This is a genomic window from Streptomyces sp. NBC_00775, assembly GCF_036347135.1.
Taxonomy (GTDB): domain Bacteria; phylum Actinomycetota; class Actinomycetes; order Streptomycetales; family Streptomycetaceae; genus Streptomyces; species Streptomyces lutosisoli.
Window position 1 is genome coordinate 7,882,723 of record NZ_CP108938.1, and the last position, 17,343, is coordinate 7,900,065.

Sequence of the window (17,343 nt, forward strand, 5' to 3'; positions counted from 1 at the left end):
TGACGCTCGGCATATCGCTCCTCATCTGTGCGACTCCAGGTGCTTGCGGTGCAGCCACTTCGGCAGTCCCGGCGCCTCCAGGAACCCCTCGGCGCGCGCGGACGCGACACCGATGCGCAGCAGGTCCGCGCTCTTCTCGAAGAGCAGGAACCGGGGCTCCCAGATGGGCCGGTACTTTGCGTTGGCGCGGTACAGCGACTCGATCTGCCACCAGCGGGAGAAGAAGCTGAGCAGTGAGCGCCACAGCCGCAGCACCGGTCCCGCGCCGAGGCGTGCGCCACGTTCGAAGACCGAACGGAACATGGCGAAGTTGAGCGAGACCTGAGTGATCTCGATCTCCTTGGCGCGTCGCAGGAGTTCGATCACCATGAACTCCATCAGCCCGTTCTCGGAGTCGCGGTCGCGCCGCATGAGGTCGAGGGACAGCCCGTGCGGCCCCCACGGCACGAAGGACAGAACGGCCTTCAACTCCCCGTCCTTGTCCGTGCATTCGAGCATCACGCACAGCCCGTCGTCGGGGTCGCCCAGCCGCCCCAGCGCCATGCTGAACCCGCGCTCGGTCGCCCCGTCCCGCCAGTCGTCGGCCCGCTTCAGCAGATACGCCATCTCGGCGGCAGGGATGTCCTCATGGCGTCGGATGCGCACCTTGTACCCCGCGCGCTTGACCCGGTTGTAGGCCTGCCGGACGGTGCGCATGGCCCGCCCTTCGAGAGTGAACTCGGCGGTCTCGACGAGGGCTTCGTCGCCGAGCTCCAGCGCGTCGAGGCCGTGCCGGGAGTACACGGTGCCCGCCTCCTCGCTCGCGCCCATCACCGCCGGGATCCAGCCGTGCGCACGTGCCTCGGCGAGCCAGGGCTCGATGGCGCCGGGCCATGCCTCGGGGTCGCCGAGGGGATCACCGGAGGCCAGCGAGACCCCGCCGACGACGCGGTACGCCACCGCCGCCTTGCCGGTCGGGGACCAGACGACGCTCTTCTCCCGCCGCAGCGCGAAGTAGCCCAGCGAGTCCCGGTCCCCGTTCTTGTCGAGCAGGACCCGCAGCCGCTTCTCGTCGTCCTCGGTGAGCGGGTCGACGGCGCGGCGGGAGCGGAAGGCCGCGTAGAAGACGGCGAGGACGAGCAGGGTGCTCAGCACGTTGATGGTGACGTTGACCCAGTTCGGCGTCGCGATCCCGGGATAGTGGGAGTCGTCGGCGGCGACCGAGACGAGCCGCAGGGTGCCGTAGCGCCAGCGGTCCAGGAAGGTGGAACGGTGCGGGTCATGGGCGTTGTTGGTGACGGTCACCAAAAGCGCCGCGAGCAGCGAGGTGGCGAGCAGCCCGCCGATCCCGACCACCGCGGCGAGCCTCGGGTTCGACCGGTCGCCCTTCGCGTAGAACTCCCGGCGGCCGACGACGAGCGAGCCGACGAACGCGGCGGTCAGGACGAGCGAGATCCAGTTCTGCGCGTACTGCCGGATCTCCGGGAACGCCATCGCGACGGCGAACAGCAGCAGGAACAGCCCGCTGAGCACGAAGTTCAAGATCCACGCGGCCCGTTTGCGCCGCCGCATCGTGATGGCGAGGAACATCGTGAACACACCGGAAGCGAATCCTGCCGTCAGCAGATACGGCGTGAAGTAGTTCTCGGTGTTGTGCCGCCGTACGTCCTGCCCGAGCGAGACCCATGCGGCGCTCAGGAAGTTGATGAACGTGACGGCACGCAGATACCAGACGGCGAAGGCGGCGGCGCGCCGTGAGGCAGCCCCTCCCTGCACGGCGGCAATTCGGGCATCTCCCATAAAGGGCGATGATATGGGGCGGGGTGGTGTGTGCGGGGGAGGGGTGCGGCGGGTGTGGTTGGCCGGGGGTTTGTGACGTTCGGGTTCTTTGGCTGTGGGGGTGCGTGGGGGTTGTTCGTTCGGCTGCGGGACGGTGGGGGCTGGTCGCGCAGTTCCTCGCGCCCCTAAAAGATTGCGCAGTTCCCCGCGCCCCTTAAGGGGCGCGGGGAACTGCGCAATCTTTTGGACCAGCCCCCATCCACCCGCGGCCGAAGAACCGGCCCACGGGGTCTGGGGCGGAGCCCCAGGAACGGGATGGGACGGGTAGGGGCGGCGGGGGCGAAAACCCCTGGGCCGGCCCCCCCGTCTACTTCTCCGGAAGTTCGGCGGACAAGGCGGCCGCAGCCTGGACCAGCGGCAGGGCGAGCAGCGCCCCCGCGCCCTCGCCCACGGTGACCCCGTGGTCGAGGACGGGCTCCAGGGCCATCCGGTCCAGGGCCTTCGCCTGCGCCGGCTCCCCACTGTCCTGCCCCGCCAGCCACCAGTCCGGCGCCCGGAAGGCAACCCGCTGCCCGACCAGCGCACACGCCGCCGAGACGACCCCGTCAAGAATCACCGGCATCTTCCGCACCGCACTCTGCAGAAGGAAGCCCGTCATCGCCGCGAGATCAGCCCCACCGACCGTAGCCAGCAGCTGCAACTGATCCCCGAGCACCGGCCGAGCCCGCCGCAAGGCATCCCGCACGGCGGCACACTTGCGCATCCACGCGAGGTCGTCGATGGCCCGCCCGCCCCGCCCGGTGACCACGGACGCGTCGGTCCCGCACAGCGCGGCGACCAGCACGGCCGCCGCCGTGGTCCCGCCGACGCTGACATCGCCGAGCACCACCAGATCCGTACCGGAGTCCGCCTCTTCGTCCGCGACGGCGACGCCCGCCCGGAACGCCGCCTCCGCCTCCTCCAGCGTCAGCGCGTCCTCGACGTCGATCCGTCCCGAACCGCGCCGCACCCGATGCCGTACGACCTCGTCGGGCAGTCCGTCCGGATCGCAGTCCAGCGCCATGTCGATGACGCGCACCGGCACATTGAGCCGCCGGGCGAGGATCGCAGCCGGGCTGGCGCCCTCCAGGACCGCCCGCACCAACTGGTCGGCGGTGCCCGCGGGCCGCGCCGACACACCGAGTTCAGCGACCCCGTGGTCGCCCGCGAACAGCACCACGCGCGGGTGCTCGATCGGCCGCACCGGCACCGCGGACTGCGCCGCCGCCAGCCACTCACCCAGGTCGTCGAGGCGGCCCAGAGAACCGGGCGGCACGATCTGGCGCTCTCGGCGCGCCTCGGCGTCACGGCGCACGCCGCCGTCGGGGCGCTCGATCAGATCGGTGAAGTCGTCGAGATTAAGCGAGCTCATTCGCCGAACAGTACCGGCACCGATCGAACACGTCCGCGCCACGTCGTTGCGCCCCGGATCGCGATCCGCTACGTACCGTTTGTGTCGGATTGTCGTACGGCCCTCTTCCCCTCCAGGAGCGCCCATGCCCCCCACACCACAATGGCTCGCCGAACGCCGCGCGGCCTACGCGGCCGAACTCGCCCAGGGCACCGACCGCTTCCACGAGCCGCGCCGCGAGGACTGCCCCTGGTGCGGCTCGAAGCGGCTGCGCACCCGGTTGCGTACGTCGGACCTGGTGCAGCGCAAGCCCGGAACGTTCGTCGTCGACGAGTGCGGGGACTGCGCCCACGCCTTCCAGAACCCGCGGCTCACGGCGGAGGGGCTGGCCTTCTACCACCGGGACCTCCACGGAGGCGCGCACGAGGGCCTCGTCGAGCGGCTCCTCGGCGCCCGCGGCAGCCGTGGCCGCCATCGCGCCGCAGCCCGCGCGATGCTGCCGTACGCCGAGCCGGAGAGCTGGCTGGACGTCGGCACCGGGCACGGGCACTTCCCGGCCGTCGCCAAGGAGGTCCACCCGTACACCGCCTTCGACGGGCTCGACGCCACCCGGCGTGTCGAGAAGGCGCGGGCGGCCGGGCGGGTGGAGGAGGCGCACCGCGGCCGGCTCACCGACCCCCGGACCGCCGAGCGGCTGCGCGCCCGCTACGACGTCGTCAGCATGTTCCACCACTTGGAGCACACCCCCGACCCGCGCGAGGAACTGCGCGCCGCCCTGGAGGTCCTGCGGCCCGGCGGGCACCTCCTCGTCGAAGTCCCGGACCCCGACTGCGTGTTCGGCGCACTGCTGGGCAAGTGGTGGGTGTCGTACGGCCAGCCGCGCCACCTCCACCTCATGCCGCTGCCCAACCTGCTGGGCGAACTGGAGTCCCTCGGCTGCGAGGTCGTCGCGACGGACCGCCGCGAACCGCATATCCCCTACGATCTCGCCGGCGCCCTCGCCCTGGCGCTCGGCCGCGTCCTGCCCGACCTCGACGCGCCCTGGCGGCCCGCCCCGCCGAGCCCGCTCCAGCGCGCCCTCCACACGGCCCTGACCCGGGCGTCCACCCCGCTCCTGGCCTCTGCCTCAGCCCTGGACCACGCCCTCGCCCCCCTCTTCCGCCGCACTCGCTTCTCCAACGCGTACCGGATCATCGCGCGACGGTGACCGCCCCCTCACCCCCGCAGGGACAACGCCTGTCCCGCCACCACCAGCAACACGTGCTCGCACTCCGCCGCGAACGCCGCGTTGAGACGCCCGAGTTCGTCCCGGTAGCGACGCCCCGACGCGGTGGCGGGGACGATGCCGGAGCCGACCTCGTTCGAGACGGCGACGAGGGTGCGGCGGGTGGCGCGGACGGCGGCGGTGAGTTCCTCGACCCGGGCGCGCAGCGCGCGTTCGCCGCCGTCGGCCCACTCCGCGTCGTCCCAGGCGCTCACGGTGTCCATCGCGTCCGTCAGCCACAGGGACAGGCAGTCGATGAGCAGCGGAGGGCCGGCCTCCGTCAGGAGGGGGACGAGGTCGCACGTCTCGGTGGTCCGCCAGGAGCCGGGGCGCCGCTCTCGATGAGCGCTGACCCGTGACGCCCACTCGGTGTCCCCGTTCCGGGAGCCGCCCGTCGCGACGTACAGGACGTCCGGGAAGGCCTCAAGGCGCCGCTCCGCCTCCACCGACTTGCCCGAACGCGCCCCGCCGAGCACGAGCGTGCGGCGCGGCACATCCGGTACGTCCTCGTAGACGCCCACGTCCAGCGTCGTCCCGTCCGGCACCGCCCGCGCGCCCACCGCCGCGAGCCGCCGTCGCAGTTCGGGGCCCGGCGGCACGTCGTGGTCGAGATGCACCGCGATCACATCGGTCGTCGGCCCGACGGCCCCCACCGCCCGCAGCTTCGCCAGGCCGTCCGGCCGCCCCACGACATCGGCGAGCACCATGTCGTACGGCGGGTCGCCGTTCACGTCGAGTCCGGCGGGCGCCGCGCCCGGCGGCAGATAGAGCAGCCGCCGCCCGTCCGGCCCGGTCACCGCGTACCCCGTGCCGGGCGCGTCCATCGGCACCGCCCGCACCCGGTGCCCGGTGAGCAGCGCCAACTCCCGCCCGTCGGGCACCCGCCCGGGCTGCGGCAGCCCGGCCGGCACCTCGACGGCGGGCCCGTCGTGCGGATGCGAGAGCAGTACCTGCCGTACGCCGCCCAGCGAGTGCCCGGCGCGGGCGGCCGCGAACGCCGCGCCGGGTGTGAGGTCGAGCAGCAGCGTGCCGTCCACGAGCAGCGCGGTGGCGGCCCGCGCGTTCTCGCCGAGCGCGGTCGCGCAGGCCGCGCAGGGACAGTTGGGGCGGGGCAGGCCCTCGGGGGTGCCGGTGCCGAGCAGAGTCAGTTCCACGGGGTTGATTTTTCCGTGTCCCCGCAGGTCTTGCGCGTCCGACTAGGCTTCAGACCGGAGCCGGATCTTGTCCGGCTTCCGCTGTGCAGTGTGCTCATACCTTGGAGGCGTACATGGCGGCATGGACGTGGCGGTTCGAGAAGTCCGACGGGACAGAGGTCCAACCCGCGGTGCAGCCCGAGGAGTTCACCACGCAGGGGGACGCGGAGTCCTGGATCGGAGAGGTGTGGAAGGACCTCCTGGAGGGCGGCGCGGACCAGGTGTTCCTCTTCGAGGACAGCACGCGGATCTATGGGCCGATGAGTCTGCACGCCGAGCCGGAGTAGGCCGGTCGGGGTGTCGAGTGCCGGGGTTGCCGGGGGCGGACCCCGGCAACTCGTCCCGCGCCCCGACCAGACCCGCAACCCGTCGAACCGACGCCAGACCGACGTCAGACCGACGTCAGACCGACGTCAGATCTCGCCCAGCGTCACATCCACCGTCTTCTCGCTCCCACCCCTCATCAACGTCACCGTCGTCTTCTCGCCCGGCTTGTCGGCCGCGAGCGCCTCCGACAGCGAGGTGATCGTGGTGATGGGGGTGTCGCCGAGCTTGGTGATGACGTCGCCGGGCCGGATGCCCGCCTTGTCGGCCGCGCCGCCCGTCTTCACGTCGACGACGGCGACCCCCGTGGCCCGGTAGTTGTCGTCGACGACCGTACGGCCCGTGATGTCGAGCGTGGCCCGCCCCGAGTCGGTGACCCGGCCCTCCTTGATGATCTGGTCGGCGATCGTCTTCACCATCGACGCGGGGATCGCGAACCCGATGCCGGGCGCCGCGTTGCCCCCGAAATTGGGGTCGGTGGCGGCGAGCGTGGGGATGCCGATGACCTGACTGTCCAGATTCACCAGCGCGCCGCCGCTGTTGCCGGGGTTGATGGCCGCCGACGTCTGCACCAGGTTCGCGATGGTGGCGCCCGTACCGCCGCCGCTACGGCCCTCGCTGACGGTGCGTCCGGTTCCCGAGACAATGCCCTGGGTCACACTGGACGACAGCCCGAGCGGCGACCCCATCGCCAGCACGATCTGGCCGACCTGGACCTTCGAGGAGTCCCCGAGGGTCGCCGCTTTCAGCCCGCTGGGTGCCTTGTCGAGCTTGATGACGGCGAGATCCTGGTCCGGGTAGGCGTAGACGAGTGTCGCCGTCAGCTCGTCCTCACTGTTGGCGGTCGTGACCTTGAACGTCTTCTCGTTCCCGACCACGTGCGCGTTGGTGACGATGTGTCCCTGGTCGTCGTACACCACTCCCGACCCCAGATCCTTGCTCGCCCGGATCTGCACCACCGACGGCAGAACGTCCTTGATCACCTTCAGGAAGTCGTCCTCAAGGTCGGCGGCCGCGGAGGCGGGGGCCGCCGCCTGCGTCGTCGTCGAGCCGTCCTTCCTGGACGACGAGGAGCCGTCCGAACAGCCGGAGAGCAGTGCGGCCGAACAGGCGAGCACGGCTACGGGCCCAACGAACCGGAAGGTACGCGGACGAGGGCGCCGGGGGTGAGCTTCCATGCCCGAAGTCTCCCTTTCGGGGGATTTCGCGACCTGTGATGCGCACCCGAACGGGTCGCTCAGCCGCGCACTCCGCACAGGTGCAGCAACGCCGCCACCTGCCGATAGGGATCCGTACGCCCAGCCCGCTCCTCCGCGGCCAGCAGACTCACCACATCCGGCGGAATCGCGGCCCCGTCGACGGCGGTGTCCGTGAAGACCCGCACCCCGTACCAGGCGTGCAGCGACGCTCCGATCCCCGCGAGCGTGGACGTCAGCGTGGCGAGCCGGTCGGCGCGGACGTCGAGGCCGAGCCGGTTGGTGTACGCGGTCGTGTCGAACGAGGCCAGCGTCGACGACCAGTCCCCGGACAGCCCGGGCCGCATCGCCAGCGCGTCGGCGTTCCGCACGAGCAGCGAGAGCAGTCCGCCCGGGGCCAGCATCCGGGCAAGGCCCGCCAGCAGGGCGTCCGGCTCCGCCACGTACATCAGTACGCCGTGGCACAGCACCACGTCGAAGCTGCCGGGCAGGAAGTGGACGCCCGTCTCACGCCCGTCGCCCTCGATGAGGCGGACACGGCCGCGGATGCCCTCGGGCTCGGCGGCCAGCGCCTCGCGGGCCACGGCGAGCATCTTCGCGTCCTGTTCGAGCCCGGTCACCTGATGCCCGGCCCGGGCGAGGCGCAGCGCCTGGGTGCCCTGGCCCATCCCGACGTCGAGGACCCGCAGCCGCTGGCCCACCGGGAACCGCGCGGCTATCTGCTCGTCGAGCTGCCGGGCCACCAGCTCCTGTCGTACGACATCACGCAGGCCGCCCAGCTTGTTCAGCCAGGCGTCCGCCGCGCCCCCGGAGAAAGACGTCGTGCTCAGGGCCGCTCTCCGCGCTTGACCTGCGGCTTCGGCAGCCGGAGTCGACGCATCTGGAGCGTGCGCATCAGCGCGTAGGGGACCGCGCCCTTCTTGGGCAGGTCGGGGAAGCGCGTGGCGAGCTGCTTCTTCAGGCGGATCGCGATGCCGATCGAGTCGACCACGATCATCACGATCACCACGAGCCACAGCAGCAGCGCGATGTTCTGCAGCGAGCCGATCCGCACCATGCTCATCACGAGGATGACCACGGCCAGCGGCAGGAAGAACTCGGCGATGCAGAACCGCGAGTCCACGAAGTCACGCGCGAACTTCCGCACCGGCCCCTTGTCGCGGGCGGGCAGATAGCGCTCGTCACCACTGGCCAGCGCCTGGCGCTGCCTCTCCATCTGCGTACGGCGCTCGTCGCGCTGGCGCTTGGCCGCCTCCTTGCGCGTCGTCGGCGTATTGGCCACGCTGCGACGCTGGGTCTGGGCCTCACTGCGCTTGGGCGTGGGGCGGCCCTTGGGGGCCTGCGGGTCACGGGTCTGCTTGGAGTCGGTCACCTGCGCCTTGTCGGCGGGGGCCTTCTCTTCCTTGGCACGGCTACGGAACACAAAACCCAAGGGTACGGGGTTCGGGGGCATGGACGTCGTTCGAGTGGGGAACGATCCGGCAACGCCGTGCGTCTGTAGTGGGACAAGGGGGACGCTTCGCGCGGGGGAGTCACAGAGGGCCGAGGGGGAGACCCCGGGGCTCACCTACTCCCTACGCCGGAGCGGTACCGTCCGCAGTCGTCCTTGGGGATGAGCGCATCCGTCCCCGAACAGTGCGGTAATGGATGCAGACCCCGTACCGTGGGATCTGTTGTAGTACCTGGAGCTGCAGTCCGTCAGAAGGGGGCGCGCGAAGCCCATGAGCGGTGTCATGAAGCGTATGGGGATGATCTTCCGCGCGAAGGCGAACAAGGCCCTTGACCGGGCCGAGGACCCGCGCGAAACCCTCGATTACTCGTACCAGAAGCAGCTGGAGCTGCTGCAGAAGGTGCGCCGCGGTGTCGCGGATGTGGCGACCAGCCGCAAGCGCCTCGAACTGCAGCTGAACCAGCTCCAGAACCAGTCCACCAAGCTGGAGGACCAGGGCCGCAAGGCGCTCGCGCTCGGCCGCGAGGACCTGGCCCGTGAGGCGCTGTCGCGCCGTGCCGCGCTCCAGCAGCAGGTCACCGACCTGGAGACGCAGCACCAGACCCTCCAGGGCGAGGAGGAGAAGCTCACCCTCGCGGCCCAGCGACTCCAGGCGAAGGTCGACGCCTTCCGCACCAAGAAGGAAACGATCAAGGCGACCTACACGGCTGCCCAGGCACAGACCCGCATCGGCGAGGCCTTCTCCGGCATCTCCGAGGAGATGGGCGACGTCGGCATGGCCATCCAGCGTGCCGAGGACAAGACCGCGCAGCTCCAGGCGCGCGCCGGCGCCATCGACGAGCTGCTCGCCTCCGGAGCCCTCGACGACCAGTCCGGTCTGGCCAAGGACGACATCCAGAGCGAGCTGGACCGGCTCTCCGGTGGTACGGATGTAGAGCTGGAGCTGCAGCGCATGAAGGCGGAGCTGGCCGGTGGGTCCTCGTCGCAGCAGGCGATCGAGGGCGGCACGGGGCAGTCGCAGTCGCAGACCCAGGACACGCCACGCTTCGACAAGCAGTGACCCGCTGGGGCACTGGGGCCCACGCCTGAGGAGGGCGACATGATCGTACGGATCATGGGGGAGGGGCAGGTGAGGCTGGACGACAGCCACCTCACCGAACTGAACAAGCTGGACGACGAGCTGCTCGCCGAAATGGAGAGCGGCGACGAGACCGGCTTCCGCCGCACCCTGAACACCCTCCTGGACGCGGTACGCCGTCTTGGCGCCCCGCTCCCCGACGACGCCCTCGAACCCTCGGATCTCATCCTCCCCTCCCCCGACGCCACCCTCGAAGGGGTCCGGGAGCTGCTGAGCGACGAGGGCCTGATCCCCGGCTGAAGCGTTTTCCTCGCCCCGCCGCCGAGTGGGTGCGGGCTGGTGCAAAAGATTGCGCAGTTCCCCGCGCCCCTAAAAGGGGCGCGGGGAACTGCGCAATCTTTTAGCGGGGGTCTGGGGGCGCAGCCCCCAGGAACGGATGGGACGGGTAGGGGCGGCGGGGGCGAAAAACCCTTGCCGGGCTGCGGCGGACGTACCCGTTCCAAGCCCCGCAGGGCCCCCGTACCGTTGACGCCGTGAGCACCCTAGAGCGCACGAGGGACTGGCCCCGCGCCCACCCCCTCGCCCTGGACGCCGCCCTCGCCGCAGGCGTCCTCGCCAGCATGGTCGCCGGCTCCTTCGTCGACCCCCACGGCGAGAACGGCGCGGCCTGGGGCGCCCGCACCCCCAACGCCCTCAGCCTCACCCTGATGGTGCTCGGCGCCGCGGCCCTGGTCTTCCGCCGCCGCGCCCCGATGACGGTCCTCGCGGCGACGGGAGCCGTCTCCCTCGTCGAGCTGGCCACCGGCGACCCCAGAGCCCCGGTGGCGATGTCCGCCGTCGTCGCCCTCTTCACCGTCGCCTCGGCCACCGACCGCCCCACGACCTGGCGCGTCGGACTGGTCACCATGACCGTCCTGACCGCGGTCGCGATGCTCGCCGGCCCGATGCCCTGGTACGCCCAGGAAAACCTCGGCATCTTCGCCTGGACCGGCATGGCCGCCGCGGCAGGCGACGCCGTACGGAGCCGTCGCGCCTGGGTGCAAGCCATCAAGGAGCGCGCCGAACGCGCCGAACGCACCCGCGAGGAAGAGGCCCGCCGCCGCGTCGCCGAGGAGCGGCTGCGGATCGCCCGTGATCTGCACGACGTCGTCGCCCATCACATCGCCCTGGTGAACGTCCAAGCGGGCGTCGCCGCCCACGTCATGGACAAGCGGCCGGACCAGGCCAAGGAAGCCCTCGCGCACGTCCGCGAGGCCAGTCGCTCCGCCCTGAACGAACTCCGCGCCACCGTGGGGTTGTTGAGGCAGTCCGGCGACCCCGAGGCGCCCACCGAGCCCGCCCCCGGCCTGGCCCGTCTCGACGAGCTCGCCGACACCTTCCGCAACGCGGGCCTCCCCGTCGAGGTGGCCCGCTGCGACCACGGCGTCAGCCTTCCCGCGGCCGTCGACCTCGCCGCGTACCGCGTCATCCAGGAAGCCCTCACCAATGTGCAGAAGCACGCGGGCCCTGAGGCGAAGGCCGAGGTCAGCGTCGTACGCGTAGGACCGAATGTGGAAGTCACCGTCCTCGACAACGGGCCCGGGCAGGACGACGGGCCGGAGGAGGGCGGCGGGCATGGGCTGCTCGGCATGCGTGAGAGGGTGACGGCACTCGGCGGCAGCTGTACGGCCGGTCCCCGGTACGGAGGCGGTTTCCGGGTCCATGCGATCCTTCCGGTCAAGAACCGCACGTCTGCCAGGGGGGACTCCGTATGACCATCCGTGTCCTGCTCGTGGACGACCAGGCACTGCTGCGCAGCGCCTTCCGCGTACTCGTCGACTCCGAGCCCGACATGGAGGTCGTGGGGGAGGCGTCCGACGGCGCGGAGGCCGTGCGGCTGACGCGGGACGAGCGCGCCGACGTGGTGCTGATGGACATCCGGATGCCGGGGACCGACGGGCTCACCGCCACGCGGCTGATCACCGCCGACCCGGGGCTCGCGCACGTTCGGGTGGTCATGCTGACGACCTTCGAGGTCGACGAGTACGTGGTGCAGTCGCTGCGGGCCGGGGCGTCCGGGTTCCTCGGGAAGGGGGCCGAGCCCGAGGAGCTGCTGAACGCCATCCGGATCGCCGCCGGTGGCGAGGCGCTGCTGTCGCCGGCGGCCACCAAGGGGCTGATCGCCAAGTTCCTCGCGCAGGGCGACGGCTTGGACGAGGAGCGGGATCCCGCCCGCGCCGAGCGGCTCGACGCGCTCACCGGGCGCGAGCGCGAGGTGCTCGTCCAGGTCGCGGGCGGTCATTCGAACGACGAGATCGCCGAGCGGCTGGAAGTCAGCCCGCTGACCGTGAAAACGCACGTCAACCGGGCCATGGCGAAGCTCGGTGCGCGCGACCGCGCGCAACTGGTGGTCATCGCGTACGAGTCCGGGCTGGTCCGCCCAAGAGTGGACTGAGCTCCACAGCGGTGTCGCATGACGAAGGGGGCGCCCCTCAGCCGGAGGGGCGCCCCTTTCGCGTACGCACCACCAGGTTTCGCGTACGCACGGCCAGGTCTACGGAAGCGCCAGCATCCGCTCAAGTGCCAGCTTGGCGAACTGTTCCGTCTCGCGGTCCACCTCGATGCGGTTGACCAGGTTGCCCTCGGCGAGGGACTCCAGGGTCCACACCAGGTGGGGCAGGTCGATGCGGTTCATCGTCGAGCAGAAGCAGACCGTCTTGTCGAGGAAGACGATCTCCTTGCCCTCGGGCGCGAAACGGTTGGCGAGGCGCCGGACCAGGTTCAGCTCCGTGCCGATCGCCCACTTCGAGCCGGCCGGCGCGGCTTCGAGGGCCTTGATGATGTACTCCGTGGAACCCACGTAGTCCGCCGCCGCGACGACCTCGTTCTTGCACTCGGGGTGGACGAGCACGTTCACGCCGGGGATCCGCTCGCGGACGTCGTTCACCGAGTCCAGCGAGAAGCGGCCGTGGACCGAGCAGTGGCCCCGCCACAGGATCATCTTCGCGTCCCGCAGCTGCTCCGCCGTCAGGCCGCCGTTCGGCTTGTGCGGGTTGTACAGGACGCAGTCGTCGAGGGACATGCCCATGTCGCGGACTGCGGTGTTGCGGCCGAGGTGCTGGTCGGGCAGGAAGAGCACCTTCGACCCCTGCTCGAAGGCCCACTCCAGCGCCCGCTGAGCATTCGACGAGGTGCAGATCGTGCCGCCGTGCTTGCCCGTGAACGCCTTGATGTCCGCGGACGAGTTCATGTACGAGACGGGGACGACCTGCTCGGCTATCCCGGCCTCGGTCAGCACGTCCCAGCACTCGGCGACCTGCTCGGCGGTGGCCATGTCGGCCATCGAGCAGCCGGCCGCGAGATCCGGCAGCACGACCTTCTGGTCGTCGCTCGTCAGGATGTCCGCCGACTCCGCCATGAAGTGCACACCGCAGAAGACGATGTACTCGGCCTCCGGGCGCGCTGCCGCGTCCCGGGCCAGCTTGAAGGAGTCGCCCGTGACGTCCGCGAACTGGATGACCTCGTCGCGCTGGTAGTGGTGGCCGAGCACGAAGACCTTGTCCCCGAGCTTCTCCTTGGCCGCGCGGGCGCGCTCCACCAGGTCCGGGTCGGACGGGGAGGGCAGGTCGCCGGGACACTCCACGCCGCGCTCGCTCCTCGGGTCGGCCTCGCGGCCGAGCAGCAGCAGGGCGAGGGGCGTCGGCTGTACGTCGAGCTCCTGGGTCTGGGCGGTGGTCACGACACGCACCCTTTCTGTTCTGCGGCTCGCCGGGCCCCCAAGTGCGCGGGTCCGGCGGAACGATGCCTTTTCGTCGAATTGACGCTATCTATCATAACCGCTTCACGTCACGTTGACGATGTCCATAACGTCGATGTGACGTGAATCCCGGAGGGTTGTCCACAGGACGCTGTCCGTGCTCTGGCGCATGTGCGAGCATGAATGAAGAAGCGAAGAAAACGCGCTTGGCCCGGAATGAATTCGAGGCCCTGCCGGTTGCAATCGTCGCCAAGCAGTCTCCGTACAACCCGGGAGAGATGTAGATGTCCGTATCGGACGAGACCAGCACCGTCACCGACGGCATCATCCTGTCCGACGCCGCCGCGGCGAAGGTCAAGGCCCTGCTCGACCAGGAAGGCCGCGAGGACCTCGCGCTGCGCGTCGCCGTCCAGCCCGGCGGCTGCTCCGGCCTGCGCTACCAGCTCTTCTTCGACGAGCGCTCCCTCGACGGCGATGTCGTCAAGGACTTCGGCGGCGTCAAGGTCGTCACCGACCGCATGAGCGCCCCGTACCTGGGCGGCGCGTCCATCGACTTCGTGGACACCATCGAGAAGCAGGGCTTCACGATCGACAACCCGAACGCGACGGGCTCCTGCGCCTGTGGCGACTCCTTCAGCTAAGCCCGTAGCGCACAGCCGCATACGCACGAAGGCGGCGTCCCCCTCCGACAGGGACGCCGCCTTCGCGTATCCGGAGCCGCCGCCGCGCCCCCGTCACCGGGGCCCGGGCGCATGCGCCCGCTACCGCGGCCGTGCCGGCTTCTGGGACGGCGACGGCTACTGCGGCTGTGTCGACTTCTGGGCCGACGACGGCGACTGCAGCGAGGCGCCGGGCACCTTGCCCTCCGGGATCTCCTTGCCGTCCGATCCCACGACCTCGCGGTCGCCCAGCGGCTTGTCCAGATGCACGGTCTTCTCGTAGATCTTGGCGATCATGATGCAGATCTTGCCCTGCCAGGGATGCTCGGTCACCGTGACGGTCACCTTGTCGGAGCTCTCGTTCGCCGAGGCCGAGTAGTCGGCGCACACCCCGCCGGTGAAGCTGACCGTCAGATCCTGCCCGTCGACGGTGTAGCCCTGCACCGTGACGTCACGCGCGGTCGGCGCCGCGGTCGGTTCGTCGCCCGGCGCGGTCGGTGACGGGCTCGGCACGACGGTCGGTGTACCGCTGGGCTCCGGTGAGGTCAGGTACTGCGGGTCGACCGCCGGATGGGTCACCGTGAAGCCGCTGTCCGCACCCTGCGGCCGTACCTGGAACAGCCAGGACGGCACCAGGGCCGCCCGCCCGTTCGCATAGTGCGTCGCCAGCCCGAAGACGGCCTTCTCGACGGCCACCGACTCCGGCGCCGGCGTCACGGTCGCGTGCTCGCACGGCATCTCGTCGCGGTCCTTGAGCGGTACGGGACTGGCGCAGCCGCCGATGCCCTTGCGCCCGCCGCCTTCCGTGGACGCCGACCCGTTCATCAGGTCCAGCGTCTTCCGGGCGCTGATGACGGGGTATGTGTCGCCCTTCACCGGTGTCTTCAACTGGCCGCTGCCGCTGAAGACCTTGCCCTCGGAGTTGACCTGGAGGCCGGTGGTCCAGCCGTACGTCGGCAGGCCGCCCACCGTCGGATCCGCGTTCACCACCCGGACCCGGTCATCGTTCATGAGCTGGCTCGCGTCCAGCTTCGCGTCGTCCTGACCGACGGCCTTCAGCACCGGAGCGGCCGCCTTCCTGGCCTCCTCCTCGCTCACCGCGGCCGGACGCAGCCCGGCCAGACCGCTGGAGCCTACGGGTACACAGCGCTTGCCCTTGGGGCAGTCGTCGGTCCCCGGAATGTATGAGCTGAACGTCCAGGTCCCCGGCGCCTTCAGGCTCACCCGCAGGTTCGGTTCCGCGCCGTCCTTCGTGGAGCCGACCGTCCAGCTGTCCCGGACCAGCCTCGGTGTGCCCTCCAGCTTGAGGGCCTTCGCGAGCCGGGCCACCTCGGCCTTCGTCACCTCGCCCTTCGCCCAGTACACGGGCGCCGAGCCCGGGCCGCCGGGCAGCTTGCCGTCGGCGTGGTAGGTCGCCCCGTACGGGTTGGGCTCACCGGGCGCGATGCCGCCCGTACCGCCCGTACCGCCCGTACCGCTGCTCGCAGTGCCCTCGGAATAGCCGTCGAGGGCGAGCGGCGGGGGAGTGCCGTCGCCGCCGGGGATCCCGGAACGGCCGTTCCCGCCGCCGGACGCGGTCGCGGCAAAATACGCCCCGCCGCCCCCGACCAGCAGGACCGCGGCCGCGACCGAGGCGACGACCACCGGGGAATGCCGACGGCGCGGCTTGTCCTGCCCGGCGCCCTCGACGGGACCCTCGGCAGGACCCACGGCGGGACCGTCGGCGGGTTCGGTCACGTCGTTGTCGGGTCGCTCGGTGCTCACCGCATCGCTCCTTCGGCTCCACTGCTGTCCCATGACCCGCCCCTGTCAAAAAGGGGCACTGAAGGGTCGTATACCGCATCCCCTTTACGGGGGACAGCGATGGGACGCAGCGGGGGAGCGCGCGGTTCCCTGCGGGCACTCTCCGAATTCCCCCGTTCGGCGTCGCCCGTTCGGCCCTGCCCGGATCAGTCGCCGTAGTCGGACATCGCGTCGAGCAGCCGCGCGGAGGTGGGTGGCACGGTCACCCCGTGGATGAGTGAGGGGGAGACGGGGAGAGCGGTGACCGGGGCGGGTGCCGACCAGTGCCCGGCCATCCGAGCGCAGTCGCCGCGCAGGGAGGCCAGATCGCCTTCCAGGTCGCTTCCCAGGTCGAGCGGAGCGGAGCCGTGGACCTTGAGGTTCGTCATACCGGAACCGTATGCACCGTTGCCGTCACGAAGAAAGATCTACTATCGGGTAGTTTTGCCCGCTTCAACGGGTCCGTGCGGACCGGGTAGCGTGAACTGTCAATCCCCTCCCCTCGCAGGAGCGTGTCCTAGCCGTGCGTATCGCAGTCACCGGCTCCATCGCCACCGACCACCTCATGACCTTCCCCGGCCGTTTCGCCGACCAGCTGGTCGCGGACCAGCTGCACACGGTCTCCCTCTCCTTCCTGGTCGACAACCTCGACGTACGCCGGGGCGGGGTCGGCGCGAACATCGCCTTCGGCATGGGTCAGCTCGGCACCCGGCCGATCCTGGTCGGGGCGGCGGGCTCCGACTTCGACGAGTACCGCGCGTGGCTGGACCGCCACGGCGTGGACACCGACTCGGTCCGCATCTCCGAGGTGCTGCACACCGCGCGCTTCGTGTGCACCACCGACGCCGACCACAACCAGATCGGCTCGTTCTACACGGGCGCGATGAGCGAGGCCCGGCTCATCGAGCTCAAGGCCGTCGCGGACCGGGTCGGCGGCCTCGACCTCGTCCTGATCGGCGCGGACGACCCCGAGGCGATGCTCCGCCACACCGAGGAGTGCCGCTCCCGCGCGATCCCCTTCTCCGCCGACTTCTCGCAGCAGATCGCCCGGATGAACGGCGACGAGATCCGGATACTGCTGGACGGAGCGACGTACCTCTTCTCCAACGAGTACGAGAAGGGGCTCATCGAGTCGAAGACCGGCTGGACGGACGAGGAGATCCTGTCCAAGGTCGGCCACCGCGTGACCACCCTCGGCGCGCAGGGCGTGCGCATCGAGCGCGCCGGCGAGGACCCGATCGAGGTCGGCTGCCCGGAGGAGGAGCGCAAGGCCGACCCGACCGGTGTCGGCGACGCGTTCCGCGCGGGCTTCCTCTCCGGCCTCGCCTGGGGCGTCTCCCTGGAGCGCGCCGCCCAGGTCGGCTGCATGCTCGCCACGCTGGTCATCGAGACGGTCGGCACCCAGGAGTACCAGCTCCGCCGCGCCCACTTCATGGACCGCTTCACCAAGGCGTACGGGCACGAAGCCGCCGCCGAGGTCCAGGCTCACCTGGCCTAGCCAGGCCCCAGGCAC

17 protein-coding genes are annotated in these 17,343 nt (G+C 70.7%); 8 read left to right on the forward strand and 9 right to left on the reverse strand.

All coding sequences use genetic code 11. The features are described from left to right. Positions 1-21: 21 nt before the first annotated feature. Entirely contained in the window at positions 22-1,779 is a 1,758-nt protein-coding gene (locus tag OIC96_RS34990) for a phosphatidylglycerol lysyltransferase domain-containing protein (RefSeq protein WP_330304004.1), read from the reverse strand. Between the two features lie 346 nt (positions 1,780-2,125). Then, the gene (gene cobT / locus OIC96_RS34995; protein WP_330304003.1) at positions 2,126-3,169 is read right to left on the reverse strand and encodes a nicotinate-nucleotide--dimethylbenzimidazole phosphoribosyltransferase; all 1,044 of its coding nucleotides are present in this window, start codon (positions 3,167-3,169) and stop codon (positions 2,126-2,128) included. A gap of 124 nt (positions 3,170-3,293) precedes the next feature. Here cobT and OIC96_RS35000 point away from each other — a divergent pair, with 124 nt between their 5' ends. Next, positions 3,294-4,355 carry a class I SAM-dependent methyltransferase gene (locus OIC96_RS35000; protein WP_330304002.1) on the forward strand — a complete coding sequence of 354 codons (1,062 nt, stop codon included), beginning with the start codon at positions 3,294-3,296 and terminating at the stop codon, positions 4,353-4,355. 8 nt (positions 4,356-4,363) lie between these two features. On the opposite strand, the gene OIC96_RS35005 is transcribed toward OIC96_RS35000, so the two are convergent. Beyond that, positions 4,364-5,566, reverse strand: coding sequence for a bifunctional adenosylcobinamide kinase/adenosylcobinamide-phosphate guanylyltransferase (locus tag OIC96_RS35005; RefSeq protein WP_330304001.1), 1,203 nt, complete (start codon positions 5,564-5,566; stop codon positions 4,364-4,366). Between the two features lie 113 nt (positions 5,567-5,679). Between OIC96_RS35005 and OIC96_RS35010 the strand changes: the two genes are divergently transcribed. Continuing rightward, the gene (locus OIC96_RS35010) at positions 5,680-5,892 is read left to right on the forward strand and encodes a hypothetical protein (RefSeq protein ID WP_327428124.1); all 213 of its coding nucleotides are present in this window, start codon (positions 5,680-5,682) and stop codon (positions 5,890-5,892) included. A 126-nt stretch (positions 5,893-6,018) separates the two neighbouring features. On the opposite strand, the gene OIC96_RS35015 is transcribed toward OIC96_RS35010, so the two are convergent. From OIC96_RS35015 to OIC96_RS35025, 3 genes are all read right to left on the reverse strand, one after another. Further along, positions 6,019-7,107, reverse strand: a complete 1,089-nt coding sequence (locus OIC96_RS35015; protein ID WP_330304000.1) for a S1C family serine protease — start codon at positions 7,105-7,107, stop codon at positions 6,019-6,021. Between the two features lie 59 nt (positions 7,108-7,166). After that, entirely contained in the window at positions 7,167-7,868 is a 702-nt protein-coding gene (locus tag OIC96_RS35020; protein WP_330303999.1) for a class I SAM-dependent methyltransferase, read from the reverse strand. Between the two features lie 83 nt (positions 7,869-7,951). Continuing rightward, complete coding sequence (locus OIC96_RS35025) at positions 7,952-8,578, reverse strand: DUF3043 domain-containing protein (protein WP_330303998.1); 627 nt, start codon at positions 8,576-8,578, stop codon at positions 7,952-7,954. 268 nt (positions 8,579-8,846) lie between these two features. On the opposite strand from OIC96_RS35025, the gene OIC96_RS35030 reads away from it, so the two are divergent. The 4 genes from OIC96_RS35030 to OIC96_RS35045 all read left to right on the forward strand — a co-directional run bounded on the left by OIC96_RS35030 (position 8,847) and on the right by OIC96_RS35045 (position 12,087). Continuing rightward, positions 8,847-9,635 carry a PspA/IM30 family protein gene (locus OIC96_RS35030; RefSeq protein WP_330303997.1) on the forward strand — a complete coding sequence of 263 codons (789 nt, stop codon included), beginning with the start codon at positions 8,847-8,849 and terminating at the stop codon, positions 9,633-9,635. Positions 9,636-9,674: 39 nt separating this feature from the next. Continuing rightward, positions 9,675-9,953, forward strand: a complete 279-nt coding sequence (gene pspAA / locus OIC96_RS35035) for a PspA-associated protein PspAA (RefSeq protein ID WP_330303996.1) — start codon at positions 9,675-9,677, stop codon at positions 9,951-9,953. A 233-nt stretch (positions 9,954-10,186) separates the two neighbouring features. Then, the gene (locus tag OIC96_RS35040; protein ID WP_330303995.1) at positions 10,187-11,407 is read left to right on the forward strand and encodes a sensor histidine kinase; all 1,221 of its coding nucleotides are present in this window, start codon (positions 10,187-10,189) and stop codon (positions 11,405-11,407) included. Continuing rightward, positions 11,404-12,087, forward strand: coding sequence for a response regulator transcription factor (locus OIC96_RS35045; RefSeq protein ID WP_330303994.1), 684 nt, complete (start codon positions 11,404-11,406; stop codon positions 12,085-12,087). Before OIC96_RS35040 ends, OIC96_RS35045 begins: the two co-directional genes overlap by 4 nt. Before the next feature lie 99 nt (positions 12,088-12,186). Here the strand turns inward: OIC96_RS35045 and nadA are convergent, their stop codons facing one another. After that, complete coding sequence (gene nadA / locus OIC96_RS35050; protein WP_327428117.1) at positions 12,187-13,371, reverse strand: quinolinate synthase NadA; 1,185 nt, start codon at positions 13,369-13,371, stop codon at positions 12,187-12,189. 302 nt (positions 13,372-13,673) lie between these two features. On the opposite strand from nadA, the gene OIC96_RS35055 reads away from it, so the two are divergent. Further along, a complete protein-coding gene (locus OIC96_RS35055; protein ID WP_093827773.1) occupies positions 13,674-14,030 on the forward strand; it encodes an iron-sulfur cluster assembly accessory protein in 357 nt (118 codons plus the stop codon). Positions 14,031-14,186: 156 nt separating this feature from the next. Here OIC96_RS35055 and OIC96_RS35060 read toward each other — a convergent pair whose 3' ends face one another. Together OIC96_RS35060 and OIC96_RS35065 are read right to left on the reverse strand one after the other, a co-directional pair. Beyond that, on the reverse strand, positions 14,187-15,812 hold the full coding sequence (locus OIC96_RS35060; RefSeq protein WP_330303993.1) for a hypothetical protein: 1,626 nt from the start codon (positions 15,810-15,812) through the stop codon (positions 14,187-14,189). A 185-nt stretch (positions 15,813-15,997) separates the two neighbouring features. Further along, on the reverse strand, positions 15,998-16,219 hold the full coding sequence (locus tag OIC96_RS35065; protein ID WP_330303992.1) for a hypothetical protein: 222 nt from the start codon (positions 16,217-16,219) through the stop codon (positions 15,998-16,000). Positions 16,220-16,353: 134 nt separating this feature from the next. Here OIC96_RS35065 and OIC96_RS35070 point away from each other — a divergent pair, with 134 nt between their 5' ends. Then, positions 16,354-17,328 carry a carbohydrate kinase family protein gene (locus OIC96_RS35070; RefSeq protein WP_330303991.1) on the forward strand — a complete coding sequence of 325 codons (975 nt, stop codon included), beginning with the start codon at positions 16,354-16,356 and terminating at the stop codon, positions 17,326-17,328. Positions 17,329-17,343: the final 15 nt, after the last annotated feature.